General features: G+C 72.5%; 15 protein-coding genes. 12 read left to right on the top strand and 3 right to left on the bottom strand.

The window, feature by feature from the left end; translation table 11 throughout:
• Positions 1-348 precede the first annotated feature (348 nt).
• The 8 genes from RVR_RS26460 (at position 349) to RVR_RS26495 (ending at position 9,459) form a co-directional block, all read left to right on the top strand.
• Positions 349-1,392 (top strand): 3-isopropylmalate dehydrogenase, encoded by a 1,044-nt coding sequence (locus RVR_RS26460; protein WP_202236408.1) that lies wholly within the window; start codon positions 349-351, stop codon positions 1,390-1,392.
• Positions 1,393-1,531: 139 nt separating this feature from the next.
• The gene (locus RVR_RS26465; protein WP_202236409.1) at positions 1,532-2,620 is read left to right on the top strand and encodes a branched-chain amino acid aminotransferase; all 1,089 of its coding nucleotides are present in this window, start codon (positions 1,532-1,534) and stop codon (positions 2,618-2,620) included.
• Between the two features lie 406 nt (positions 2,621-3,026).
• On the top strand, positions 3,027-4,652 hold the full coding sequence (gene cimA / locus RVR_RS26470) for a citramalate synthase (protein ID WP_202236410.1): 1,626 nt from the start codon (positions 3,027-3,029) through the stop codon (positions 4,650-4,652).
• Positions 4,653-4,835: 183 nt separating this feature from the next.
• The gene (locus RVR_RS26475) at positions 4,836-5,333 is read left to right on the top strand and encodes a GNAT family N-acetyltransferase (protein WP_237404974.1); all 498 of its coding nucleotides are present in this window, start codon (positions 4,836-4,838) and stop codon (positions 5,331-5,333) included.
• A 65-nt stretch (positions 5,334-5,398) separates the two neighbouring features.
• Complete coding sequence (locus RVR_RS26480; protein WP_202236411.1) at positions 5,399-6,469, top strand: HpcH/HpaI aldolase/citrate lyase family protein; 1,071 nt, start codon at positions 5,399-5,401, stop codon at positions 6,467-6,469.
• The gene (locus RVR_RS26485; protein ID WP_202236412.1) at positions 6,466-7,374 is read left to right on the top strand and encodes an HpcH/HpaI aldolase/citrate lyase family protein; all 909 of its coding nucleotides are present in this window, start codon (positions 6,466-6,468) and stop codon (positions 7,372-7,374) included. The genes RVR_RS26480 and RVR_RS26485 overlap by 4 nt, the downstream gene beginning before the upstream one ends.
• A 169-nt stretch (positions 7,375-7,543) precedes the next feature.
• A complete protein-coding gene (locus RVR_RS26490; protein WP_202236413.1) occupies positions 7,544-9,127 on the top strand; it encodes an acyl-CoA carboxylase subunit beta in 1,584 nt (527 codons plus the stop codon).
• Positions 9,128-9,249: 122 nt separating this feature from the next.
• Positions 9,250-9,459 carry an acyl-CoA carboxylase epsilon subunit gene (locus RVR_RS26495; RefSeq protein WP_202239208.1) on the top strand — a complete coding sequence of 70 codons (210 nt, stop codon included), beginning with the start codon at positions 9,250-9,252 and terminating at the stop codon, positions 9,457-9,459.
• A 140-nt stretch (positions 9,460-9,599) separates the two neighbouring features.
• On the opposite strand, the gene gltX is transcribed toward RVR_RS26495, so the two are convergent.
• The 3 genes from gltX to RVR_RS26510 all read right to left on the bottom strand — a co-directional run bounded on the left by gltX (position 9,600) and on the right by RVR_RS26510 (position 12,226).
• Positions 9,600-11,108: a glutamate--tRNA ligase gene (gltX, locus tag RVR_RS26500; RefSeq protein WP_202236414.1), complete on the bottom strand. Its 1,509-nt coding sequence runs from the start codon at positions 11,106-11,108 to the stop codon at positions 9,600-9,602.
• Positions 11,101-11,943 (bottom strand): fumarylacetoacetate hydrolase family protein, encoded by an 843-nt coding sequence (locus RVR_RS26505; protein ID WP_202236415.1) that lies wholly within the window; start codon positions 11,941-11,943, stop codon positions 11,101-11,103. The genes gltX and RVR_RS26505 overlap by 8 nt, the downstream gene beginning before the upstream one ends.
• Before the next feature lie 91 nt (positions 11,944-12,034).
• Positions 12,035-12,226 (bottom strand): hypothetical protein, encoded by a 192-nt coding sequence (locus RVR_RS26510; protein WP_202236416.1) that lies wholly within the window; start codon positions 12,224-12,226, stop codon positions 12,035-12,037.
• 572 nt (positions 12,227-12,798) lie between these two features.
• Here RVR_RS26510 and RVR_RS26515 point away from each other — a divergent pair.
• The 4 genes from RVR_RS26515 (at position 12,799) to RVR_RS26530 (ending at position 18,632) form a co-directional block, all read left to right on the top strand.
• Positions 12,799-17,100: a sensor histidine kinase gene (locus tag RVR_RS26515; RefSeq protein ID WP_202236417.1), complete on the top strand. Its 4,302-nt coding sequence runs from the start codon at positions 12,799-12,801 to the stop codon at positions 17,098-17,100.
• 9 nt (positions 17,101-17,109) lie between these two features.
• Positions 17,110-17,523 carry a roadblock/LC7 domain-containing protein gene (locus RVR_RS26520; RefSeq protein ID WP_037917495.1) on the top strand — a complete coding sequence of 138 codons (414 nt, stop codon included), beginning with the start codon at positions 17,110-17,112 and terminating at the stop codon, positions 17,521-17,523.
• Positions 17,524-17,635: 112 nt separating this feature from the next.
• Positions 17,636-18,043 (top strand): DUF742 domain-containing protein, encoded by a 408-nt coding sequence (locus RVR_RS26525; protein ID WP_037913670.1) that lies wholly within the window; start codon positions 17,636-17,638, stop codon positions 18,041-18,043.
• On the top strand, positions 18,024-18,632 hold the full coding sequence (locus RVR_RS26530) for a GTP-binding protein (protein WP_430393182.1): 609 nt from the start codon (positions 18,024-18,026) through the stop codon (positions 18,630-18,632). Before RVR_RS26525 ends, RVR_RS26530 begins: the two co-directional genes overlap by 20 nt.
• Positions 18,633-18,720: the final 88 nt, after the last annotated feature.

Genomic DNA, 18,720 nt, shown 5'->3' on the forward strand with positions numbered 1-18,720 from the left:
TTTGAATGAGCCGAACGTTTCCCGCTCGACCGAGCGGACGGCGGATGCGAGCCAGGCGCCCTTCAGGCGGGTCACCCCCGCGGCGCGGCTCTCCGCCCGCGTTCCGTGGCACGTCTCGCCTCCACCCGTCTGCACCGGACTTCCCACGGAGTTGATTCCCATGGACGACGACGCCCGCCAGAACGCCCTGCGCGCCCTCCAGCGCTCGATGGACCGCCGCGACAACGGCGGCTCCACCGGACACGAACGCTGAGCCGCAGCCGGCACCGCTTCCCCCCGACTCCCGAGCCTGCGTCCGACATGCGGACGTGCCGTGTCAGAGGTCAAGACGCGGAGTAGGGTGCCCGCATGTCTCGCAGCATCAACCTCGCAGTGATCCCCGGCGACGGAATCGGTCAGGAAGTCGTCGCCGAGGGTCTCAAAGTCCTCGCCGCGGCCCTCCCGCAGGAAACCAAGCTGGAGACGAAGGAGTACGACTTCGGCGCCAAGCGGTACCACGCCACCGGTCAGACCCTCACCGACGCGGACCTCGCGGAGCTCAAGGCCCACGACGCGATCCTGCTCGGTGCGATCGGCGACCCGTCCGTGCCGTCCGGTGTGCTGGAGCGCGGCTTCCTGCTGAAGCTGCGGTTCGCCTTCGACCACTTCGTCAACCTCCGGCCCAGCAAGCTGCTCCCGGGTGTGGGCACCCCGCTCGCGGGCAGCCCCGACATCGACTTCGTGGTGGTCCGCGAGGGCACCGAGGGCCCCTACACCGGCAACGGCGGCGCGATCAGGACCGGCACCCCGGCCGAGGTCGCCACCGAGGTGAGCCTCAACACCGCCTACGGCATCGAGCGCGTGGTGCGCGACGCGTACGCCCGCGCCCAGGCCCGACCGCGCAAGAAGCTCACGCTGGTGCACAAGAACAACGTGCTGGTGCACGCCGGCGGCCTGTGGACCCGGATCTTCCAGGAGGTCGGCCGGGAGTACCCCGAGGTCACCACCGACTACCTGCACGTCGACGCCACGATGATCTTCCTGGTGACGCAGCCCGAGCGGTTCGACGTGATCGTCACCGACAACCTGTTCGGCGACATCGTCACCGACCTCGCCGCCGCCGTCTCCGGCGGCATCGGCGTGGCCGCGAGCGGCAACATCAACCCCAGCGGCGAGTTCCCCTCGATGTTCGAGCCCGTGCACGGCTCGGCCCCGGACATCGCCGGCCAGTCCAAGGCCGACCCGACCGCGACGGTGCTGTCCGTCGCGCTGTTGCTGCGGCACCTCGGCTACGACGCGGAGGCCGACCGGATCGACGCCGCCGTCCGGACCGACCTCGCCGAGCGCGCCGGCGGCCCGGCCCGCTCCACGGTCGAGATCGGCGACGCGCTGGCGGCACGGGTGGCCGGCTGACCTCAGGGAAGCGGGCCCGCCCGGGTACCACTCGGCCCCGTCGCTGCGATAATCGGTGACGGGGCCGCTTCATGGCGGGAAAGTAGGACGTCCTAGCAGTACGGCCGAGGGCGTCAGCGACACGGTGAAGGAACTGAAGATGACGACGCCCACGATCGAGCTGAAACCCTCCTCGCACCCGCTGTCCGCGGCCGAGCGCGGGGCGATCCTCGCCGACCCCGGTTTCGGGCGGTACTTCACCGACCACATGGTCACCATCAAGTGGACCGACGGCCGCGGCTGGCACGACGCGCAGCTCGTCCCGTACGCACCGCTGTCGATCGACCCGGCGAACATGACGCTGCACTACGCGCAGACGATCTTCGAGGGGCTCAAGGCGTACCGCCAGCCCGACGGCGGGGTGGCCACCTTCCGGCCCGAGGCCAACGCCCGGCGCTTCCAGGCGTCCTCGCGGCGGCTGGCGATGCCCGAACTGCCGGTGGAGACCTTCGTCGAGGCGTGCGACGTGCTGGTCCGCCAGGACAAGGAGTGGGTGCCCACCGAGGGCGAGGCGTCCCTCTACCTGCGGCCCTTCATGATCGCCACCGAGGTCGGCCTCGGTGTCCGCCCCGCCCGCGAGTACCTCTTCCTGGTCATCGCCTCCCCGGCCGGCGCCTACTTCTCCGGCGGCGTCCAGCCGGTCTCGGTCTGGCTGTCCGAGGAGTACGTGCGGGCGGCCCCCGGCGGCACCGGCGCGGCCAAGACCGGCGGCAACTACGCGGCGTCCCTGGTCGCCCAGGCGCAGGCCATCGAGCACGGCTGCGACCAGGTGGTCTGGCTCGACGCGACCGAGCGCCGCTGGATCGAGGAGATGGGGGGCATGAACCTGTACTTCGTCTACGGCAACCGCATCGTCACCCCCTCGCTCACCGGCTCGCTGCTCCCCGGCATCACCCGCGACTCGCTGCTGACGATCGCCGCCGACCTCGGCTACGAGGTCGGCGAGGGCCGGATCAGCGTGGAGGACTGGAAGCGGGGTAACGAGGACGGCACCCTCACCGAGGTGTTCGCCTGCGGCACCGCGGCCGTGATCACCCCGGTCGGCTCGATCAAGTCCACCCGGGCGAACTGGACGGTGGGCGACGGCGGGCCGGGCGAGGTCACCCTGCGGCTGCGCTCGGCGCTGCTCGACATCCAGACCGGCCAGGCGCCCGACCCGCACGGCTGGATGCACCCGCTCGGCGCGTAGGGCGCCCGACGGTGCCCCGGGGCGCGGTGGAGTTGCTCCCCGCGCCCCAGGGGGCCGCCCTCCCGCCGCAGCGCTCCTCCTGCCGCCGCCCCGCTCAGAACGTGAGACGGTGACCCGAATGGCGGAAAGGTGTGCCACACTGCTGGCGTGTCCTCGTACGCCATGCTGATTATCGGCCGCAGGCACGCCGGTCCGCAGTGACGCTTCCGCTGAACCCAGGTGGAACGTCATCGTGCCCCAGACCCGCGTGCTGACCTCTCGCATCCGCGAGGGGTTTTTTCGTTTCCAGGCCCACCCGCGCCGGAGGCGAGAGCGCACGAGGAGACTGGGGGCAAGTGGAGTCGGAACCTCCGGATGAACGCCGTCCGGGGCCAACCCCACCCACCCGACAGGAGTTGCAACCACCATGACCGCCGAACCCGACGACAGCTTCCACGTCTTCGACACCACGTTGCGCGACGGCGCGCAGCGCGAGGGCATCAACCTCACCGTCGCCGACAAGCTGAGCATCGCGCGGCACCTGGACGACTTCGGCGTGGGCTTCATCGAGGGCGGCTGGCCCGGCGCCAATCCCCGCGACACCGAGTTCTTCGCCCGCGCCGCCGCCGAACTCGACCTGAAGCACGCCACCCTGGTCGCCTTCGGCGCGACCCGCCGCCCCGGTGCCAAGGCCGCCGACGACCCGCAGGTCAACGCGCTGCTGGAGTCCGGTGCCCCGGTCATCACGCTGGTCGCCAAGTCCCACGACCGGCACGTGGAGCTGGCGCTGCGCACCACGTTGGAGGAGAACCTCGCGATGGTCCGCGACACCGTCGCGTACCTGGTCTCGCGGGGGCGCCGGGTCTTCGTGGACTGCGAGCACTTCTTCGACGGCTACCGGGCCAACCCGCGGTACTCGACCTCCGTGGTCGCCGCCGCGCACGAGGCCGGCGCGTCCGTGGTGGTGCTCTGCGACACCAACGGCGGGATGCTGCCCAAGCAGGTGCACACCGTCACCGCGCAGGTGCTCGCCGACACCGGCGCGCGCCTGGGCATGCACGCCCAGGACGACACCGGCTGCGCGGTCGCCAACACCCTCGCCGCGGTGGACGCCGGCGCCACCCACGTGCAGTGCACCGCCAACGGCTACGGCGAGCGGGTCGGCAACGCCAACCTCTTCCCGGTCACCGCCGCGCTGGAGCTCAAGCACGACCTGCGGGTGCTGCCCGAGGGCGCGCTCGGCGAGATGACCCGGATCTCGCACGCCATCGCCGAGATCGTCAACCTGCCCTCCTCCACCCACCAGCCGTACGTGGGCGTGTCGGCCTTCGCGCACAAGGCCGGGCTGCACGCGTCCGCCATCAAGGTGGACCCCGACCTCTACCAGCACATCGACCCCGAGCGGGTCGGCAACACCATGCGGATGCTGGTCTCCGACATGGCAGGCCGCGCCTCGATCGAGCTGAAGGGCAAGGAACTCGGCATCGACCTCGGCGGCGACCGCGAACTGGTCGGCCGGGTGGTGGACCGGGTCAAGGAGCGCGAGCTGCGCGGCTACACCTACGAGGCCGCCGACGCCTCCTTCGCGCTGCTGCTGCGCGACGAGCTCCAGCGCGACCGGCCGGAGGGCCCGCGCCGCTTCTTCCGCACCGAGTCCTGGCGCGCCATCACCGAGGACCGCCCCGACGGCTCGCACGCCAACGAGGCCACGGTGAAGCTGTGGGCGAAGGGCGAGCGGATCGTCGCCACCGCCGAGGGCAACGGCCCGGTCAACGCGCTCGACCGCGCCCTGCGGGTGGCGCTGGAGCGGATCTACCCGCAGCTCGGCGCGTTCGCGCTGGTCGACTACCGGGTCCGTATCCTCGAAGGCCGGTCCGGCACCGACTCCACCACCCGGGTGCTGATCACCACCACCGACGGGGCGGCCGAGTGGTCCACGGTCGGTGTCGCCGACAACGTCATCGCCGCCTCCTGGCAGGCCATGGAGGACGCGTACGCCTACGGCCTGATCCGCGCCGGACTGGAGCCGCAGGAGGAGATCCCGCGTCCGTAGCGGGTGCGGGCGCCTCCACCCTGCGCCGCCACCGGACGCCGCCACCGGGCGGCGGCACGGGGCGCCGGCCGACGGCGGGGACATCCGGGCCACGGGCTTCGCGGTCCTCGCCGTCGCCGCCGCGGCCGCCCCTCGCGGGAAAACCCGTCGAGCGGCGGCCCCGCACGCCGTACCCTGCCCGGCGTGACAGCAACCGGTACACAGCAGATCTCCGTACGTCCCGCCGGGGCGGCCGACGCGGCCGCCATCGCGCGGGTGCACATCACCTCGCGGGAGGCCGCGATGCCGTGGCTGCCGCCGCGCCGGCGCACCGACGCGGAGGTGGAGCGCTGGGTGCGCGAGGTGGTGCTCGACGAGGCGGACGTCTGGGTCGCGGTGGACCCCGGCGGCGCCGTGCTGGGGTACGCCGCGGTGGAGGGGGAGTGGCTGGAGCACCTGTACCTGCTCCCCGGCGCGCGGCGGCGCGGCATCGGCTCGCTGCTGCTCGCGCGGGCGAAGACCCACCGGCCGGACCGGCTGGACCTGCACGTCTTCCAGCGCAACACCGACGCCCGGGCGTTCTACGCGCGCCACGGCTTCACGGAGGTGGACCGCAGTGACGGTTCGCGGAACATGGAGCGGGAACCGGACATGACGCTGCGCTGGAACCCGGTGACCAACGGCACACCTACTGACGGGTAACCGCCGGGTGCCCGCGGTCGTAGGGTGAGCGCCACACCCTCGACCCGACACCACCGGGAGATCGCATGCGCTCGGCGAAGGACTTCTTCCGCCCGCTGGCCGTGGGGGCGCCCGCCCCCGTCAGGGAGGTGCCGTTCCGCCCCTCGCGAATGATCCACTTCTTCGACCCGGGCAACGAGAAGATGGCGGCCAAGGTGCCGTCGATCGCCCCGACGGTGGACGTCCTGCTCGGCAACCTGGAGGACGCCGTCCCGGCCGACCGCAAGGAGGCGGCCCGCGCCGGCCTGGTGAAGATCGCCCGGACCACCGACTTCGGCGACACCCAGCTATGGACCCGGATCAACAGCCTCGACTCGCCCTGGGCGCTGGACGACCTGCTCACGCTCGGCACCGAGGTCGGCGACCGGCTCGACGTCGTCATGGTGCCGAAGGTCGAGGGGGCCCAGGACATCCACTACGTCGACCGGCTGCTGGCCCAGTTGGAGGCGAAGGCCGGGCTGGGCCGGCCGATCCTGGTGCACGCGATCCTGGAGACCGCGGCCGGCGTCGCCAACGTCGAGGAGATCGCCACCGCCAGCCCCCGGATGCAGGGCATGTCGCTCGGCCCGGCCGACCTGGCCGCCAGTCGCCGGATGAAGACCACCCGGGTCGGCGGCGGCCATCCCGGCTACCTGGTCCGCGAGGACCCCGCGCCCGGCGCCGAGGGCACCCCCCGGCCCACCTACCAGCAGGACCTGTGGCACTACACGATCGCGCGGATGGTGGACGCGTGCGCGGCGGGCGGCATCCTGCCGTACTACGGCCCGTTCGGCGACATCAAGGACGTCACGGGGTGCGAGGACCAGTTCCGCAACGCCTTCCTGCTCGGCTGCGTCGGCGCCTGGTCGCTGCACCCGGTGCAGATCGACATCGCCAAGCGGGTCTTCTCGCCCGCCCCGGAGGACGTCGCCTGGGCCCGCCGGGTGATCGGGGCGATGGGCGACGGCACCGGCGCGGTGATGATCGACGGCAAGATGCAGGACGACGCCACCTACAAGCAGTGCCGGGTGGTCGTCGAACTCGCGGACGCCCTCGCCGCCCGCGACCCGGAACTCGCCGCCGCCTACGCCGCCGCCACCGAGGAGGCCACCCGATGAGCACCGCCCCCGAGCACACCGCCCCCGGCAACCCCACCGCGTCCGCGCCGCGCCCCCGCCGCTCGGTGCTCTACATGCCCGGCGCCAACGAGCGCGCCCTGGAGAAGGCCAGGAGCCTGCCCACCGACGCGCTCATCCTGGACCTGGAGGACTCCGTCGCCCCGGACGCGAAGGCGGAGGCGCGCGAGCGCGTGGCGGCCGCGGCCGCGAGCGGCGCGTACGGCCGGCGCGAGGTCACCATCCGGGTCAACGCGCCCGGCACCCCCTGGCACGCGGACGACCTGCGCGCCGCCGCGGACGCGGGACCGGACGCGGTCGTCGTCCCCAAGGTGGACTCCCCCCGGACGGTGCGCGAGGTCGTCGCGGCGCTGGAGGCGGCCGGCGCCCCGGAGCGGACCGCGGTGTGGGCGATGCTGGAGACGCCCGCCGCGCTGCTGGACGCGCGGGCGATCGCCGAGGCGTCGCCGCGACTGACCGTCCTGGTGATGGGCACGAACGACCTCGCCAAGGAACTGCACGCCGAGCACGTGCTCGGCCGGGCCCCGCTGCTGGCCTCGCTCTCGCTGGCGCTGCTCGCCGCCCGCGCGGCCGGCAAGGTCATCTTGGACGGTGTCTACAACGACGTCCACGACGCGGACGGCTTCGAGGCCGAGACCCTCCAGGCCCGGCGGATGGGCTTCGACGGCAAGACCCTGATCCACCCCCGGCAGCTCGAACCCTGCAACCGGATCTTCGCGCCCGACGCCGCGGAGATCGAGCGCTCCGAACGGATCATCGCGGCCTTCGAAGAGGCCACGTCACAGGGGCGCGGGGTGGTCACGGTGGACGGCCGGATGATCGAGAACCTGCACGTGGAGGAGGCCCGGCGGGTGCTCGCACTGGCCGAGGCGGTCGCCGACCGGTGACGCGGATCGCACGCATGGAGGCATGAACCCGCCAAATATGGCGGGGTCCGGCGCCGGCCGCCGGACCCCGCCCGACCTCGTCGTCTGTCGGGAACCACCATGAAGAACCGGTGGACACTGTACGAAGTAGACGGCCCTCTCCGGGCCCGCACGCTCGTACTGTCGGTACATGACCACATCGCAAGAGCTGCCCGTCACGGCGAACGACGCCCGGGGGCGCGTCGAGGAGCTTCGTGCGATCCGCGAGGAGGTGCGCCGGGGGCCGAGCGAGAAGGCCACGGCGGCGCAGCGTGCGAAGGGGAAGCTGACCGCGCGCGAGCGGATCGAGTTGCTGCTGGACGAGGGGTCGTTCCACGAGGTCGAGCCCCTGCGCCGGCACCGGGCCACGGGATTCGGGCTGGAGGAGAAGCGGCCGTACACCGACGGTGTGATCACCGGGTGGGGCACCGTCCACGAGCGGACGGTGTTCGTGTACGCGCACGACTTCCGGATCTTCGGCGGCGCGCTGGGCGAGGCCCACGCGCAGAAGATCCACAAGATCATGGACATGGCGATCTCGGCGGGCGCACCGCTGGTGTCGCTGAACGACGGCGCCGGGGCCCGTATCCAGGAGGGCGTCTCGGCGCTCGCCGGCTACGGCGGCATCTTCCAGCGCAACACCCGCGCCTCCGGCGTCATCCCGCAGATCTCGGTGATGCTCGGCCCGTGCGCGGGCGGCGCGGCCTACTCGCCGGCCCTCACGGACTTCGTGTTCATGGTGCGCGAGACCTCGCAGATGTTCATCACCGGCCCCGACGTGGTGCAGGCGGTGACGGGTGAGGAGATCACCCAGAACGGCCTGGGCGGCGCCGACGTGCACTCGGCGGTCTCCGGCGTGTCGCACTTCGCCTACGACGACGAGCAGACCTGCCTGGAGGAGGTCCGCTACCTGCTGTCGCTGCTGCCGCAGAACAACCGGGAGAACCCGCCGGCCGCGGACAACCAGGACCCGGTGGACCGCCGCGGCGACGTCCTGCTGGACCTGGTGCCGGCCGACGGCAACCGGTCGTACGACATGCACAAGGTGATCGAGGAGATCGTCGACGACGGGGAGTACCTGGAGATCCACGAGCGGTGGGCCACCAACCTCATCGTGGCGCTCACCCGGATCGACGGCCAGGTGGTCGGCATCATCGCCAACCAGCCCGCCTCGCTCGCCGGCGTGCTCGACATCGAGGCGTCCGAGAAGGGCGCGCGCTTTGTGCAGATGTGCGACGCCTTCAACATCCCGATCATCACCCTTCTGGACGTACCCGGCTTTCTGCCCGGTGTCGCGCAGGAGCACGGCGGGATCATCCGGCACGGCGCGAAACTGCTGTACGCCTACTGCAACGCGACGGTCCCGCGGATCTCGCTGATCCTGCGGAAGGCGTACGGCGGTGCTTACATCGTCATGGACAGCCAGTCGATCGGCGCTGACCTGACGTTCGCCTGGCCGACCAACGAGATCGCGGTCATGGGCGCGGAAGGCGCGGCGAACGTCATCTTCCGCCGGCAGATCGCGGACGCCGACGATCCGGAGGCGATGCGGACCCGCATGGTCAAGGAGTACAAGGCGGAGCTGATGCACCCGTACTACGCCGCCGAGCGCGGCCTGGTGCACGACGTCATCGACCCGGCCGAGACCCGCGAGGTGCTCGCCCACTCGCTGGCGATGCTCCGCACCAAGCACGCCGACCTGCCCTCCCGCAAGCACGGCAACCCCCCGCAGTGACCCTCGAACCCGGCCGGGTGAGCGCCACGTTCCGCAACGCGGCGCCCGCCTCCGACCACCCGAACGATCCGAACGACCCGGCCCGGTCCGGCACGCTGCCCACCGGTTCACCCTTGGAGACCATCGTGAGCACTCCCACGGATTCGCTGGTGCGCGTCGAGAAGGGGCACGCGGCACCCGAGGAACTCGCCGCGCTCACCGCGCTGCTGCTCGCCCGCGCCGCCGCGGGCGGCGGCCCCGCCGTTCAGGCCCTCCCCGTCCGCTCCACGGCCGGCTGGCGCCGCCTGGAGCGCACCCCGGGCTTCCGCGCGCCGCACTCCTGGCAGGGCTAGGGCCGGTCCGGCGGATCCTGCCGGGCTCAGGTGGTTCCCCCGGGGGAGGGAACCACCCACCGGTGGGGGCGCGCGGTTGCCCGCGGCCCGCCACCGTCGACCCCCGCGGCCTTGTGGACCGCAGGACGGGGCCCGGAGGGTCAGGCGAGCTTCAGCAGGGCCGCGTCCACGCGGGCGAGGGTCCGCTCGCGTCCCAGCACCTGGAGCGACTCGAACAGCGGCAGGCCGACCGTACGCCCGGTGACCGCCACCCGGACCGGTGCCTGCGCCTTGCCCAGCTTGAGCCCGTGCTCCTCACCCGCCGCGAGCACGGCCTCCTTCAAGGACTCGGCGGCCGACCAGTCCGCCGCCGCGAGCTTGTCCCGGGCGGTGCGCAGCAGCGCGTCCGCCCCCTCCTTCATGGCCTTCGCCCACGACGCCTCGTCCTGCACCGGCTCGTCGAGGAAGAGGAAGTCGACGTTCGCGGTGATGTCGGAGAGCACCGTCACCCGGGTCTGGGCGTACGGCGCGATCGCCTGCCACGCGGCCTCGTCGAAGGATTCCGGCGCCCAGGGCGCGAACGGCGCGCGCAGCCACGGCGCGCACGCCTCGGTGAACTCCTTCACCCCGAGCCGCCGGATGTGGTCGGCGTTGATCGCCTCGGCCTTCTTCAGGTCGAAGCGGGCCGGGTTGGCGTTGACGTCGGCGATGTCGAACTTCGCCACCATCTCCGCGACCGAGAAGACGTCCTGGTCGGCGGAGTACGACCAGCCCAGCAGCGAGAGGTAGTTGAGCAGCCCCTCCGGCAGGAAGCCGCGCTCCCGGTACAGGTTGAGCGACGCCTGCGGGTCGCGCTTGGACAGCTTCTTGTTGCCCTCGCCCATGACGTACGGCAGGTGGCCGAAGGCCGGCACCGTCCTGGCCAGGCCCAGCCCGATCAGCGCCTCGTAGAGCGCGATCTGCCGCGGGGTGGAGGAGAGCAGGTCCTCGCCGCGCAGCACGTGCGTGATCTCCATCAGCGCGTCGTCCACCGGGTTGACCAGGGTGTACAGCGGCGCGCCGTTGGCCCGCACGATGCCGTAGTCCGGCACGTTCTCCGGGGCGAAGGCCAGCTCGCCGCGGACCAGGTCGGTGAAGACGATCGGGCGGTCGGGCATCCGGAACCGGACGATCGGGGCGCGGCCCTCGGCCCGGTAGGCGGCGACCTCGTCGGCGCCGAGGTCCCGGCAGTGGCCGTCGTAGCCCGAGGGGCGGCCGGCGGCCCGGGCGGCCTCGCGGCGGGCCTCCAGTTCCTCGGTGGTGCAGTAGCAGTCGTACGCGTGCCCGGCCTGCTTCAGCCGCTGCGCGACGTCGGCGTAGACGTCCATCCGCTGGGACTGCCGGTAGGGGGCGAACGGGCCGCCGACCTCGGGGCCCTCGTCCCAGTCCAGGCCGAGCCAGCGCATCGAGTCCAGCAGTGCCCGGTAGGACTCCTCGGAGTCGCGGGCCGCGTCGGTGTCCTCGATGCGGAAGACCAGGGTGCCCTGCTGGTGCCGGGCGAACGCCCAGTTGAACAGCGCGGTGCGGACCAGCCCGACGTGCGGGTTGCCGGTCGGGGAGGGGCAGAACCGGACGCGGACGCCGGAGTCGCCGGAGGCGGGGGAGGGGGGTACGGGAGATGCGCTAGCCACGCGAGATCACCTTGTTGGTGAGAGTGCCGATGCCTTCGATGGTGACGGCGACCTCGTCGCCGGGGAGCAGCGGGCCCACGCCCGCGGGGGTGCCGGTGAGCAGGACGTCACCGGGCAGCAGCGTCATCGCCTCGGTGATGTTGACGATCAGGTCCTCGATCGAGTTCAGCATCTGCCGGGTGCGGCCCGCCTGGCGCAGTTCGCCGTTGACGGTCGCGGTGATCGCGAGGTCGCCGGCGGCGTCGAGGTCGAGCGAGGTCTCGATCCAGGGGCCGAGCGGGCAGGAGGAGTCGAAGCCCTTGGCCCGGGCCCACTGCTTCTCGGCGCGCTGGGTGTCACGGGCCGTCACGTCGTTGGCGCAGGTGAAGCCGAGGATCACGTCCTTGACCCGGTCCCGCGGCACGTCCCGGCACAGCCGGCTGATCACGACCGCCAACTCCGCCTCGTGGTGCACCTCCTGGGAGAAGGAGGGGTACACGATCGGGTCGCCGGGGCCGATCACCGAGGTGGAGGGCTTGAAGAACGCCCAGGGCGCGTCCGGCACCTCGTTGCCGAGTTCCGCGGCGTGGGCCGCGTAGTTGCGGCCGATGGCGACGACCTTGTTGGGCAGGACCGGCGGCAGCAGCCGCACCTTGTCCAGCGGGATCTTCGTGCCGGACAGCTCGAAGTCCCCGAAGGGCACGCCCTTCATGATGTCGACGACGAGGCCGTCGGAGCCGGGGGGAGTCCCCTCACCGGCGGCAGTGGGAGTCCCCCCGCCGGAGGCAGGGGGAGGGCCGCCCTCGACCGCTCCGAACGCCACGTTGCCGTCGATGGAGAACCTGACGATGCGCATGCCCTCAACCCTAGGGCCTCCGGTCAGGGGCCCCGCCGACCGACCGGGGCCACCGGCCGCCGACCGGCGCGCCCCCGGGCCGGCGGTGGCGTCAGGGGGTGACGGGCGCCTGCGGCAGCTCGTTGAGCACGGTGCGGCGCGGGTTCGCGGTGCGCTGCGGCAGCACGGTGGGCGCCGCTTCGGCGGTCTCGGTGTCTGCCGCGTCCGCGGGGGCGGGCAGGCCGGACAGTTCGGACGCGTCCTTGAGGTGCGCGAGGGTGGTACGCCGCGGGTTGGCGATCATCTGAGGGACCTCGGGTCTCGATGGGGGCCGGGAGCGCGGTCCACACCCCCGCTTGCCGGATAAAGCACCAGATTAGTGTGGGCCTTTCCCGTGTCCGCCGGGCCCAGACATCTGACGCCCTGTGATTTTGCTCACGAACTCCGCCGCATTGCGCGCCATTCGGACAATCGGTCCGGCGGGAGGAAGCGCGCAAAAGCCGTGAAGGCCGGGAAAAGGTCGCCGCCCGCCGGCGCGGACACGGCCCGACACGTGTCGAACCGGTTACCCGCCGGGCCCGTATTCGCCCCATATCGACGTCCTGGCGCTCGACGCTGTGTGCATGCACCATTGCGATCAGTGACGCATTCCAACAGACCGGCTACGGGCCTTGTTGCGAGATCCGGCACTGTGCTGGAATTCCCCGAACCGCCGCATCACAACGAACCGGCGCGCAGGGGGCGCGCACGGAACACGGGTGGCGGTGAAGGGCACATCAGCCGTCCCGCGACCCGGGCCGGCCTGAGCCCCCATGACTCGACACCGTCCCTTCCGCCTCACGGCGAGGGACGCCTGGTCCAGAGGTTGCGACGCTAGTGCAGGGACGTTTCAAGAGGGACAGCGGCGCCGCGGGTGACCCGGAGCAGCAGCCCGGGGGGACCGGCAACGGCTCCCAGGCCGCGGCCGACTCCGGAACCGCCGCGCCGGGTACCACTGCGGCCCCCGGCCGGATGAGCATGCCCAGCGGCTTGGAAGCCGGCAAGATCACCGGTCTCGACGGCAAGCCCGGCCCCCGAATAGCCATGCGCAACTGGCGCATCAGCACCAGGCTCATCTCCCTGCTCGCCCTCCCCGTGGTCACCGCCTCCGCCCTCGGCGGCCTGCGCATCAACAGCTCGCTGGACAACATCCACCAGCTCGAGCACATGAAGACCCTGACCGACATCACCGAGCAGGCCACCAACCTCGCCGCCGCCCTCCAGGAGGAGCGCGACAGCTCGGCGGGCCCGCTGTCGGCCAACCAGAAGAACAACGACGCGGTCGCCGCCTCCCGGCAGGCCACGGACCGCGACCTCAAGCTCTACGAGCAGGCGACCGACGACATCTCGGACGACGACCCGGTCTTCAGCGGGGTCCGCGCCACCCTGGTCGCCATCGGCGGCCAGCTCGCCAACCTCAACGAGATCCGCGGCGAGGCGTACACCTCGCAGTCGGGCATCGCGCAGACCGTCTCCGAGTACGACGGCCTGGTCACCTCGCTGCTGTCGCTCTCCCAGGACATGGCGCAGGCCACCAGCAACTCCGAGATGATCAAGGCGACCCGCGCGCTGTCGGCGTTCTCCTCCGCCAAGGAGTACGAGTCGATGCAGCGCGCGGTGATCAGCGCCGCGTTCGCCAGCGGCGGCAAGCTCAACGCCGACGAGTACCAGTCGGTGAAGTGGGCGGCCGCGGACGAGAACACCGCGATCACCCGCTTCATGAAGGTCTACGGCACCGACGCCGCCTCGCTGCTGCGCCCGATCCAGGGTGACAACGACACCATCGCCGCGCACGACAACGAGCGCGAGCGGATCGCCAGTTCGCAGGGCGCGATCACCAAGATCAACAGCTCGTACCTGGACTGGGACGACGCGGCGAAGACCAAGATCGACGCGATGAACCAGATCGAGCGCTCGCTGCTCAGCGAGATGCAGCAGAAGTCGCTGCACCTCCAGAGCGAGGCGAAGCGCGAGGCGCTGATCTCCGGCGCGATCATCCTGCTGGTGCTCGGCGTCGCCGTGGTCGGCGCGTTCGTCGTCGGCCGCTCGATGGTCCGCTCGCTGCGCCGGCTCCAGCAGACCGCCCAGGACGTCGCCCAGAAGCGGCTGCCCGAACTGGTCAAGCAGCTCTCCGACACCGACCCGCAGGATGTCGACACCTCGGTCGAGTCGATCGGCATCAACAGCCGCGACGAGATCGGCCAGGTGGCCCGCGCGTTCGACGAGGTCCACAGCGAGGCGGTCCGGCTCGCCGCCGAGCAGGCGCTGCTGCGGGGCAACGTCAACGCGATGTTCACCAACCTCTCGCGCCGCAGCCAGGGCCTCATCCAGCGCCAGCTGTCGCTCATCTCCGAACTGGAGTCGCGCGAGGCCGACCCGGACCAGCTCTCGTCGCTGTTCAAGCTCGACCACCTCGCGACCCGCATGCGCCGCAACGGGGAGAACCTGCTGGTGCTCGCCGGTGAGGAGCCCGGCCGCCGGTGGACCCGCCCGGTCCCGCTGGTCGACGTGCTGCGCGCCGCCGCGTCCGAGGTGGAGCAGTACGAGCGGATCGAGCTGACCTCGGTGCCCTCGGCCGAGGTCACCGGCCGCATCGTCAACGACCTCGTCCACCTGCTCGCCGAGCTGCTGGAGAACGCCACGTCGTTCTCCTCGCCGCAGACCAAGGTGCGCGTCACCGGCCACTCGCTGCCCGACGGCCGGGTGCTGATCGAGATCCACGACACCGGGATCGGCCTGTCCCCGGAGGACCTGGCCGACATCAACGAGCGGCTGGCCAACCCGCCGACCGTGGACGTCGCCGTCTCCCGCCGGATGGGCCTGTTCGTGGTCGGCCGGCTGTCCCTGCGGCACGGCATCCGCATCCAGTTGCGCCCGTCGGACTCCGGCGGCACCACCGCGCTGGTCATGCTGCCGGTCGACGTCACGCAGGGCGGGGCCAACGCGAAGGGCGCCGCCCCCGGCGGGCGTCCCGCGGCCGCGGTCGGCGGCGGTGCCGGCACCGGCATCGCGGGCGCGTTCGGCAACGCGGGCCAGGGCGGCAACCGCGCCGGCCAGCGCGGCCAGGTCGGCTCCGGCGCGGCGCGCCCCGCGCTCCCCGGACGGCAGCCCGGCGGCACCGGCGGGCCGGGGGGACCCGGTGGCCCCGGCGGCAACGCCGGTCCCGGCGCCCCGCAGCCCGCGGGCCAGCGCTGGACCGCGCAGGACAACCCGCAGCAGGGCTTCGGCGAGGACACCCCGCGCGGCCACGAAGAGGCCGAGGCGCCCGCGTTCGACGCCTTCGACCAGTCGGCCCCCGGCAACCGCCAGCAGCCGCAGCAGCCTCAGCCGCAGCAGCCCGGTGCCGGCCGCCCGGGCCCGCTGAACGGCCCCGGCGGCTTCCCGGCCCCGCAGCCGCAGAACACCGGCCCGTCCGGCTTCCGTTCCGACGTCTTCGGCGGCCGCTCCGGGCCCATGCAGCGGCCCGGCAACGCCGGCGCGACCGGCCCGACCCCGGCGGCGGCCTCCGGCGGCCCCGGCGACACCAGCCAGTTCCCGGCCGTCCGCGCCGACGGCGGTGCGCCCGGCGCCCAGGGCGGCGGCGCGCAGAACCGCCTGCCCCAGCGCGGGCCGCGCGGCCCGCAGGGCGGCGCCGGCTGGAACCCCGACGAGCAGCGCGGCGGCCGTCCCGGCGACACGGGTTCGTTCCCTCTGCCGGGTGGCGCCGGCGACACGGCCCAGTTCCCCGCGGTACGGGACGAGGGCTTCCCGCAGGGCCCGGGTCCGGGTCAGTCGCAGGGTCAGGGTCAGGGTCGTCCCGGTGACACGGGGTCCTTCCCGCAGCCCGGTGGCGCGGGTGACACCAGCCAGTTCCCGGCGGTGCGCGCCGACGGGTTCCCGCAGAACCACCCGCAGGGCCCGGGTCAGGGTCAGTCGCAGGGCCAGGGTCAGGGTCGTCCCGGTGACACGGGGTCCTTTGACACGGGTTCGTTCCCGCAGCCCGGTGGCGCGGGTGACACCAGCCAGTTCCCGGCGGTGCGCGCCGACGGGTTCCCGCAGAACCACCCGCAGGGCCCGGGTCAGGGTCAGTCGCAGGGCCAGGGTCAGGGTCGTCCCGGTGACACGGGTTCCTTCGCGCTGCCGGGCGGCCCCGGCGACACCAGCCAGTTCCCGGCCGTGCGCGCCGACGGCGGCCCCGGGGCGTACCCGGACCAGCAGTCCGGCCCCGCGCCGGCCGGCGGGCTGCCGCAGCGCGGGCCGCGCGGCCCCCAGGGCACCCCGGGCTGGAGCCCGCAGGGCCAGGGCGGCCAGCCGCAGCAGGTCCCGGACCCGTACGCCACCGGCGCGCAGCCGATGCCGGGCCTCGGCGACACCGGACCGTACCCGGTCCCGCACCAGCCGCAGCAGCACGACGGGCTGCCGCCGTACCAGGGCCAGCACGGCGGCGGGCAGCAGCCCGCGCCGCGCCCGGAGCCGCAACTCCCGGGCCCGGCCGAGCCGATGGCGCTGCCGCCGGCTCCGACCCGGGGCGACGAGCCGACGCCGATCTTCGCGTCGATCGAGTCCGACTGGTTCCGCACCGGCCAGGCGGAGCGCATGCAGCAGATCCACGTCGAGCAGAGCGGGCGCGGCCAGCAGGCGCCCCCGCCCCGCCCGGTGGGTCGCACCGCGCCGCCGCAGCGCCCGCGCACCGACCGGCCGGGGCCGAGCCCCGCGGACGGCCCGCAGCGGCTGTCCGGCGGCCCCCAGCCGGCCGTGCAGGCCGGTGCGGCGGCCCCGGGCCCGATGGCGCAGAGCAGCGCCCAGAACGGCATCCAGGCGCCTTCCGCGCCGGGCGCCGAGCCGCTGCCGCGCGAGACACCCAACTGGCGCACCTCGCCCAACGACGCGCTGCGTCAGCGGGCCGAGGCCATCCGGGAACCCACCGCGGGCGGGGTCACCCCCTCCGGCCTGCCGCGGCGGGTCCCCCGGGCGAACCTCGTCGCCGGCGGAGCGACACCCCAGCAGGCCCCCCAGGGCGGTCCGCAGGTGTCCCGTTCCCCCGACGACGTGCGCGGACGTCTGACCAACCTCCGCAGGGGCATCCAGCAGGGCCGCCAGGCCGGCGGTACCGGTACCACCGACGGCCGTGGTTTCGGCATGAACAACCAGGAGCGCTAGTTGAGTGCGATGAGCCAGGCGGCACAGAATCTGAACTGGTTGATCACCAATTTCGTGGACAACACCCCTGGGGTGTCCCACACGGTGGTGGTCTCCGCCGATGGCCTGCTGCTCGCGATGTCTGATGGTTTTCCGCGTGATCGTGCGGATCAGTTGGCGGCGGTGGCCTCGGGGTTGACGTCGTTGACGGCTGGTGCCTCCCGGATCTTCGAGGGGGGGAGTGTGAACCAGACGGTGGTGGAGATGGAGCGGGGCTTCCTGTTCATCATGTCGGTGTCGGACGGCTCGTCGCTGGCCGTGCTGGCGCATCCCGAGTGCGACATCGGTCTGGTCGGCTACGAGATGGCCCTGCTCGTCGACCGGGCGGGCGCCGTCCTCACCCCCGACCTCCGCGCCGAACTCCAGGGCAGCCTCCTGAACTGAGGACCGCACGCCGCGAGGCGGCCGGCGGGCATCCGTCCCCGGCCCGCCCGCACACAAGAAGTTCCCGTACTTCCGCACCAGCCGCAGCACTGCCCGGACACGGAGGACCCTCATGACCCCGCCACCCGCCTCGCCGGGCCCGTACGGCGCGTCCCACCACGCGCCGTACGGGGTGGAAGGCGACCAGCCGCTGGTGCGGCCGTACGCCATGACCGGTGGCCGCACCCGGCCTCGCTACCAGCTCGCGATCGAGGCGCTGGTCAGCACCACCGCCGATCCGGCGCAGTACGCGGGGCTGCTTCCCGAGCACCAGCGGATCTGCCACCTGACGCGCGAGATCAAGTCGGTGGCCGAGATCTCGGCGTTGCTCGCGATACCGCTCGGTGTGGCCCGGATCCTCGTGGCCGACCTCGCCGAGGCCGGCATGGTGGCCATCCACCAGCCGGGCAGCGGCGAAGCGGGTGGCCAGCCAGACGTGACATTGCTTGAGAGGGTGCTCAGTGGACTTCGGAAGCTCTAGGCCGCAACCGCAGCAGACGGCGTACGTCGCGCCGCCGGTGCGGTCGACCACCTCCGCCAAGATCGTGGTGGCGGGTGGCTTCGGCGTGGGCAAGACCACGTTCGTCGGTGCGGTGTCGGAGATCAACCCGCTGCGCACCGAGGCCGTGATGACCTCGGCCTCGGCCGGCATCGACGACCTGAGCCACGTCCAGGACAAGACCACCACCACCGTGGCGATGGACTTCGGCCGCATCACGCTGGACGACGACCTGATCCTCTACCTGTTCGGCACGCCCGGGCAGGACCGGTTCTGGTTCATGTGGGACGACCTGGTGCGCGGCGCGATCGGCGCCGTGGTGCTGGTGGACACCAGGCGGCTGGCGGACTGCTTCCCGGCGGTGGACTACTTCGAGAACAGCGGACTGCCGTTCGTCATCGCGCTCAACGGCTTCGACGGCCACCAGCCCTACCGGCCGGAGGAGGTCCGCGAGGCACTCCAGATCGGTCCCGAGGCGCCGATCATCACCACCGACGCCCGGCACCGCGGCGAGGCGAAGAGCGCGCTGATCACGCTGGTCGAGCACGCGCTGCTGGCACGCCTCAAGTAGCACGCGCCGCCGGCCGCGCGCCGGAGGCGGAAGACCGAGGACCCGTTATGTCGCACGACGTGACGGGTCCTCGGTCTTCATAACGTTT

The organism is Streptomyces sp. SN-593, assembly GCF_016756395.1.
In the GTDB taxonomy this organism is placed as follows: Bacteria; Actinomycetota; Actinomycetes; order Streptomycetales; family Streptomycetaceae; genus Actinacidiphila; species Actinacidiphila reveromycinica.

Coding starts and splice junctions, on each gene's coding strand:
- RVR_RS26465 (WP_202236409.1), top strand. CDS start 1,532: ATGACGACGCCCACGATCGAGCTGAAACCCTCCTCGCACCCGCTGTCC.
- RVR_RS26520 (WP_037917495.1), top strand. CDS start 17,110: ATGAGCCAGGCGGCACAGAATCTGAACTGGTTGATCACCAATTTCGTG.
- RVR_RS26490 (WP_202236413.1), top strand. CDS start 7,544: ATGACCACATCGCAAGAGCTGCCCGTCACGGCGAACGACGCCCGGGGG.
- RVR_RS26525 (WP_037913670.1), top strand. CDS start 17,636: ATGACCCCGCCACCCGCCTCGCCGGGCCCGTACGGCGCGTCCCACCAC.
- RVR_RS26485 (WP_202236412.1), top strand. CDS start 6,466: ATGAGCACCGCCCCCGAGCACACCGCCCCCGGCAACCCCACCGCGTCC.
- RVR_RS26460 (WP_202236408.1), top strand. CDS start 349: ATGTCTCGCAGCATCAACCTCGCAGTGATCCCCGGCGACGGAATCGGT.
- RVR_RS26480 (WP_202236411.1), top strand. CDS start 5,399: ATGCGCTCGGCGAAGGACTTCTTCCGCCCGCTGGCCGTGGGGGCGCCC.
- RVR_RS26505 (WP_202236415.1), bottom strand. CDS start 11,943: ATGCGCATCGTCAGGTTCTCCATCGACGGCAACGTGGCGTTCGGAGCG.
- RVR_RS26510 (WP_202236416.1), bottom strand. CDS start 12,226: ATGATCGCCAACCCGCGGCGTACCACCCTCGCGCACCTCAAGGACGCG.
- cimA (WP_202236410.1), top strand. CDS start 3,027: ATGACCGCCGAACCCGACGACAGCTTCCACGTCTTCGACACCACGTTG.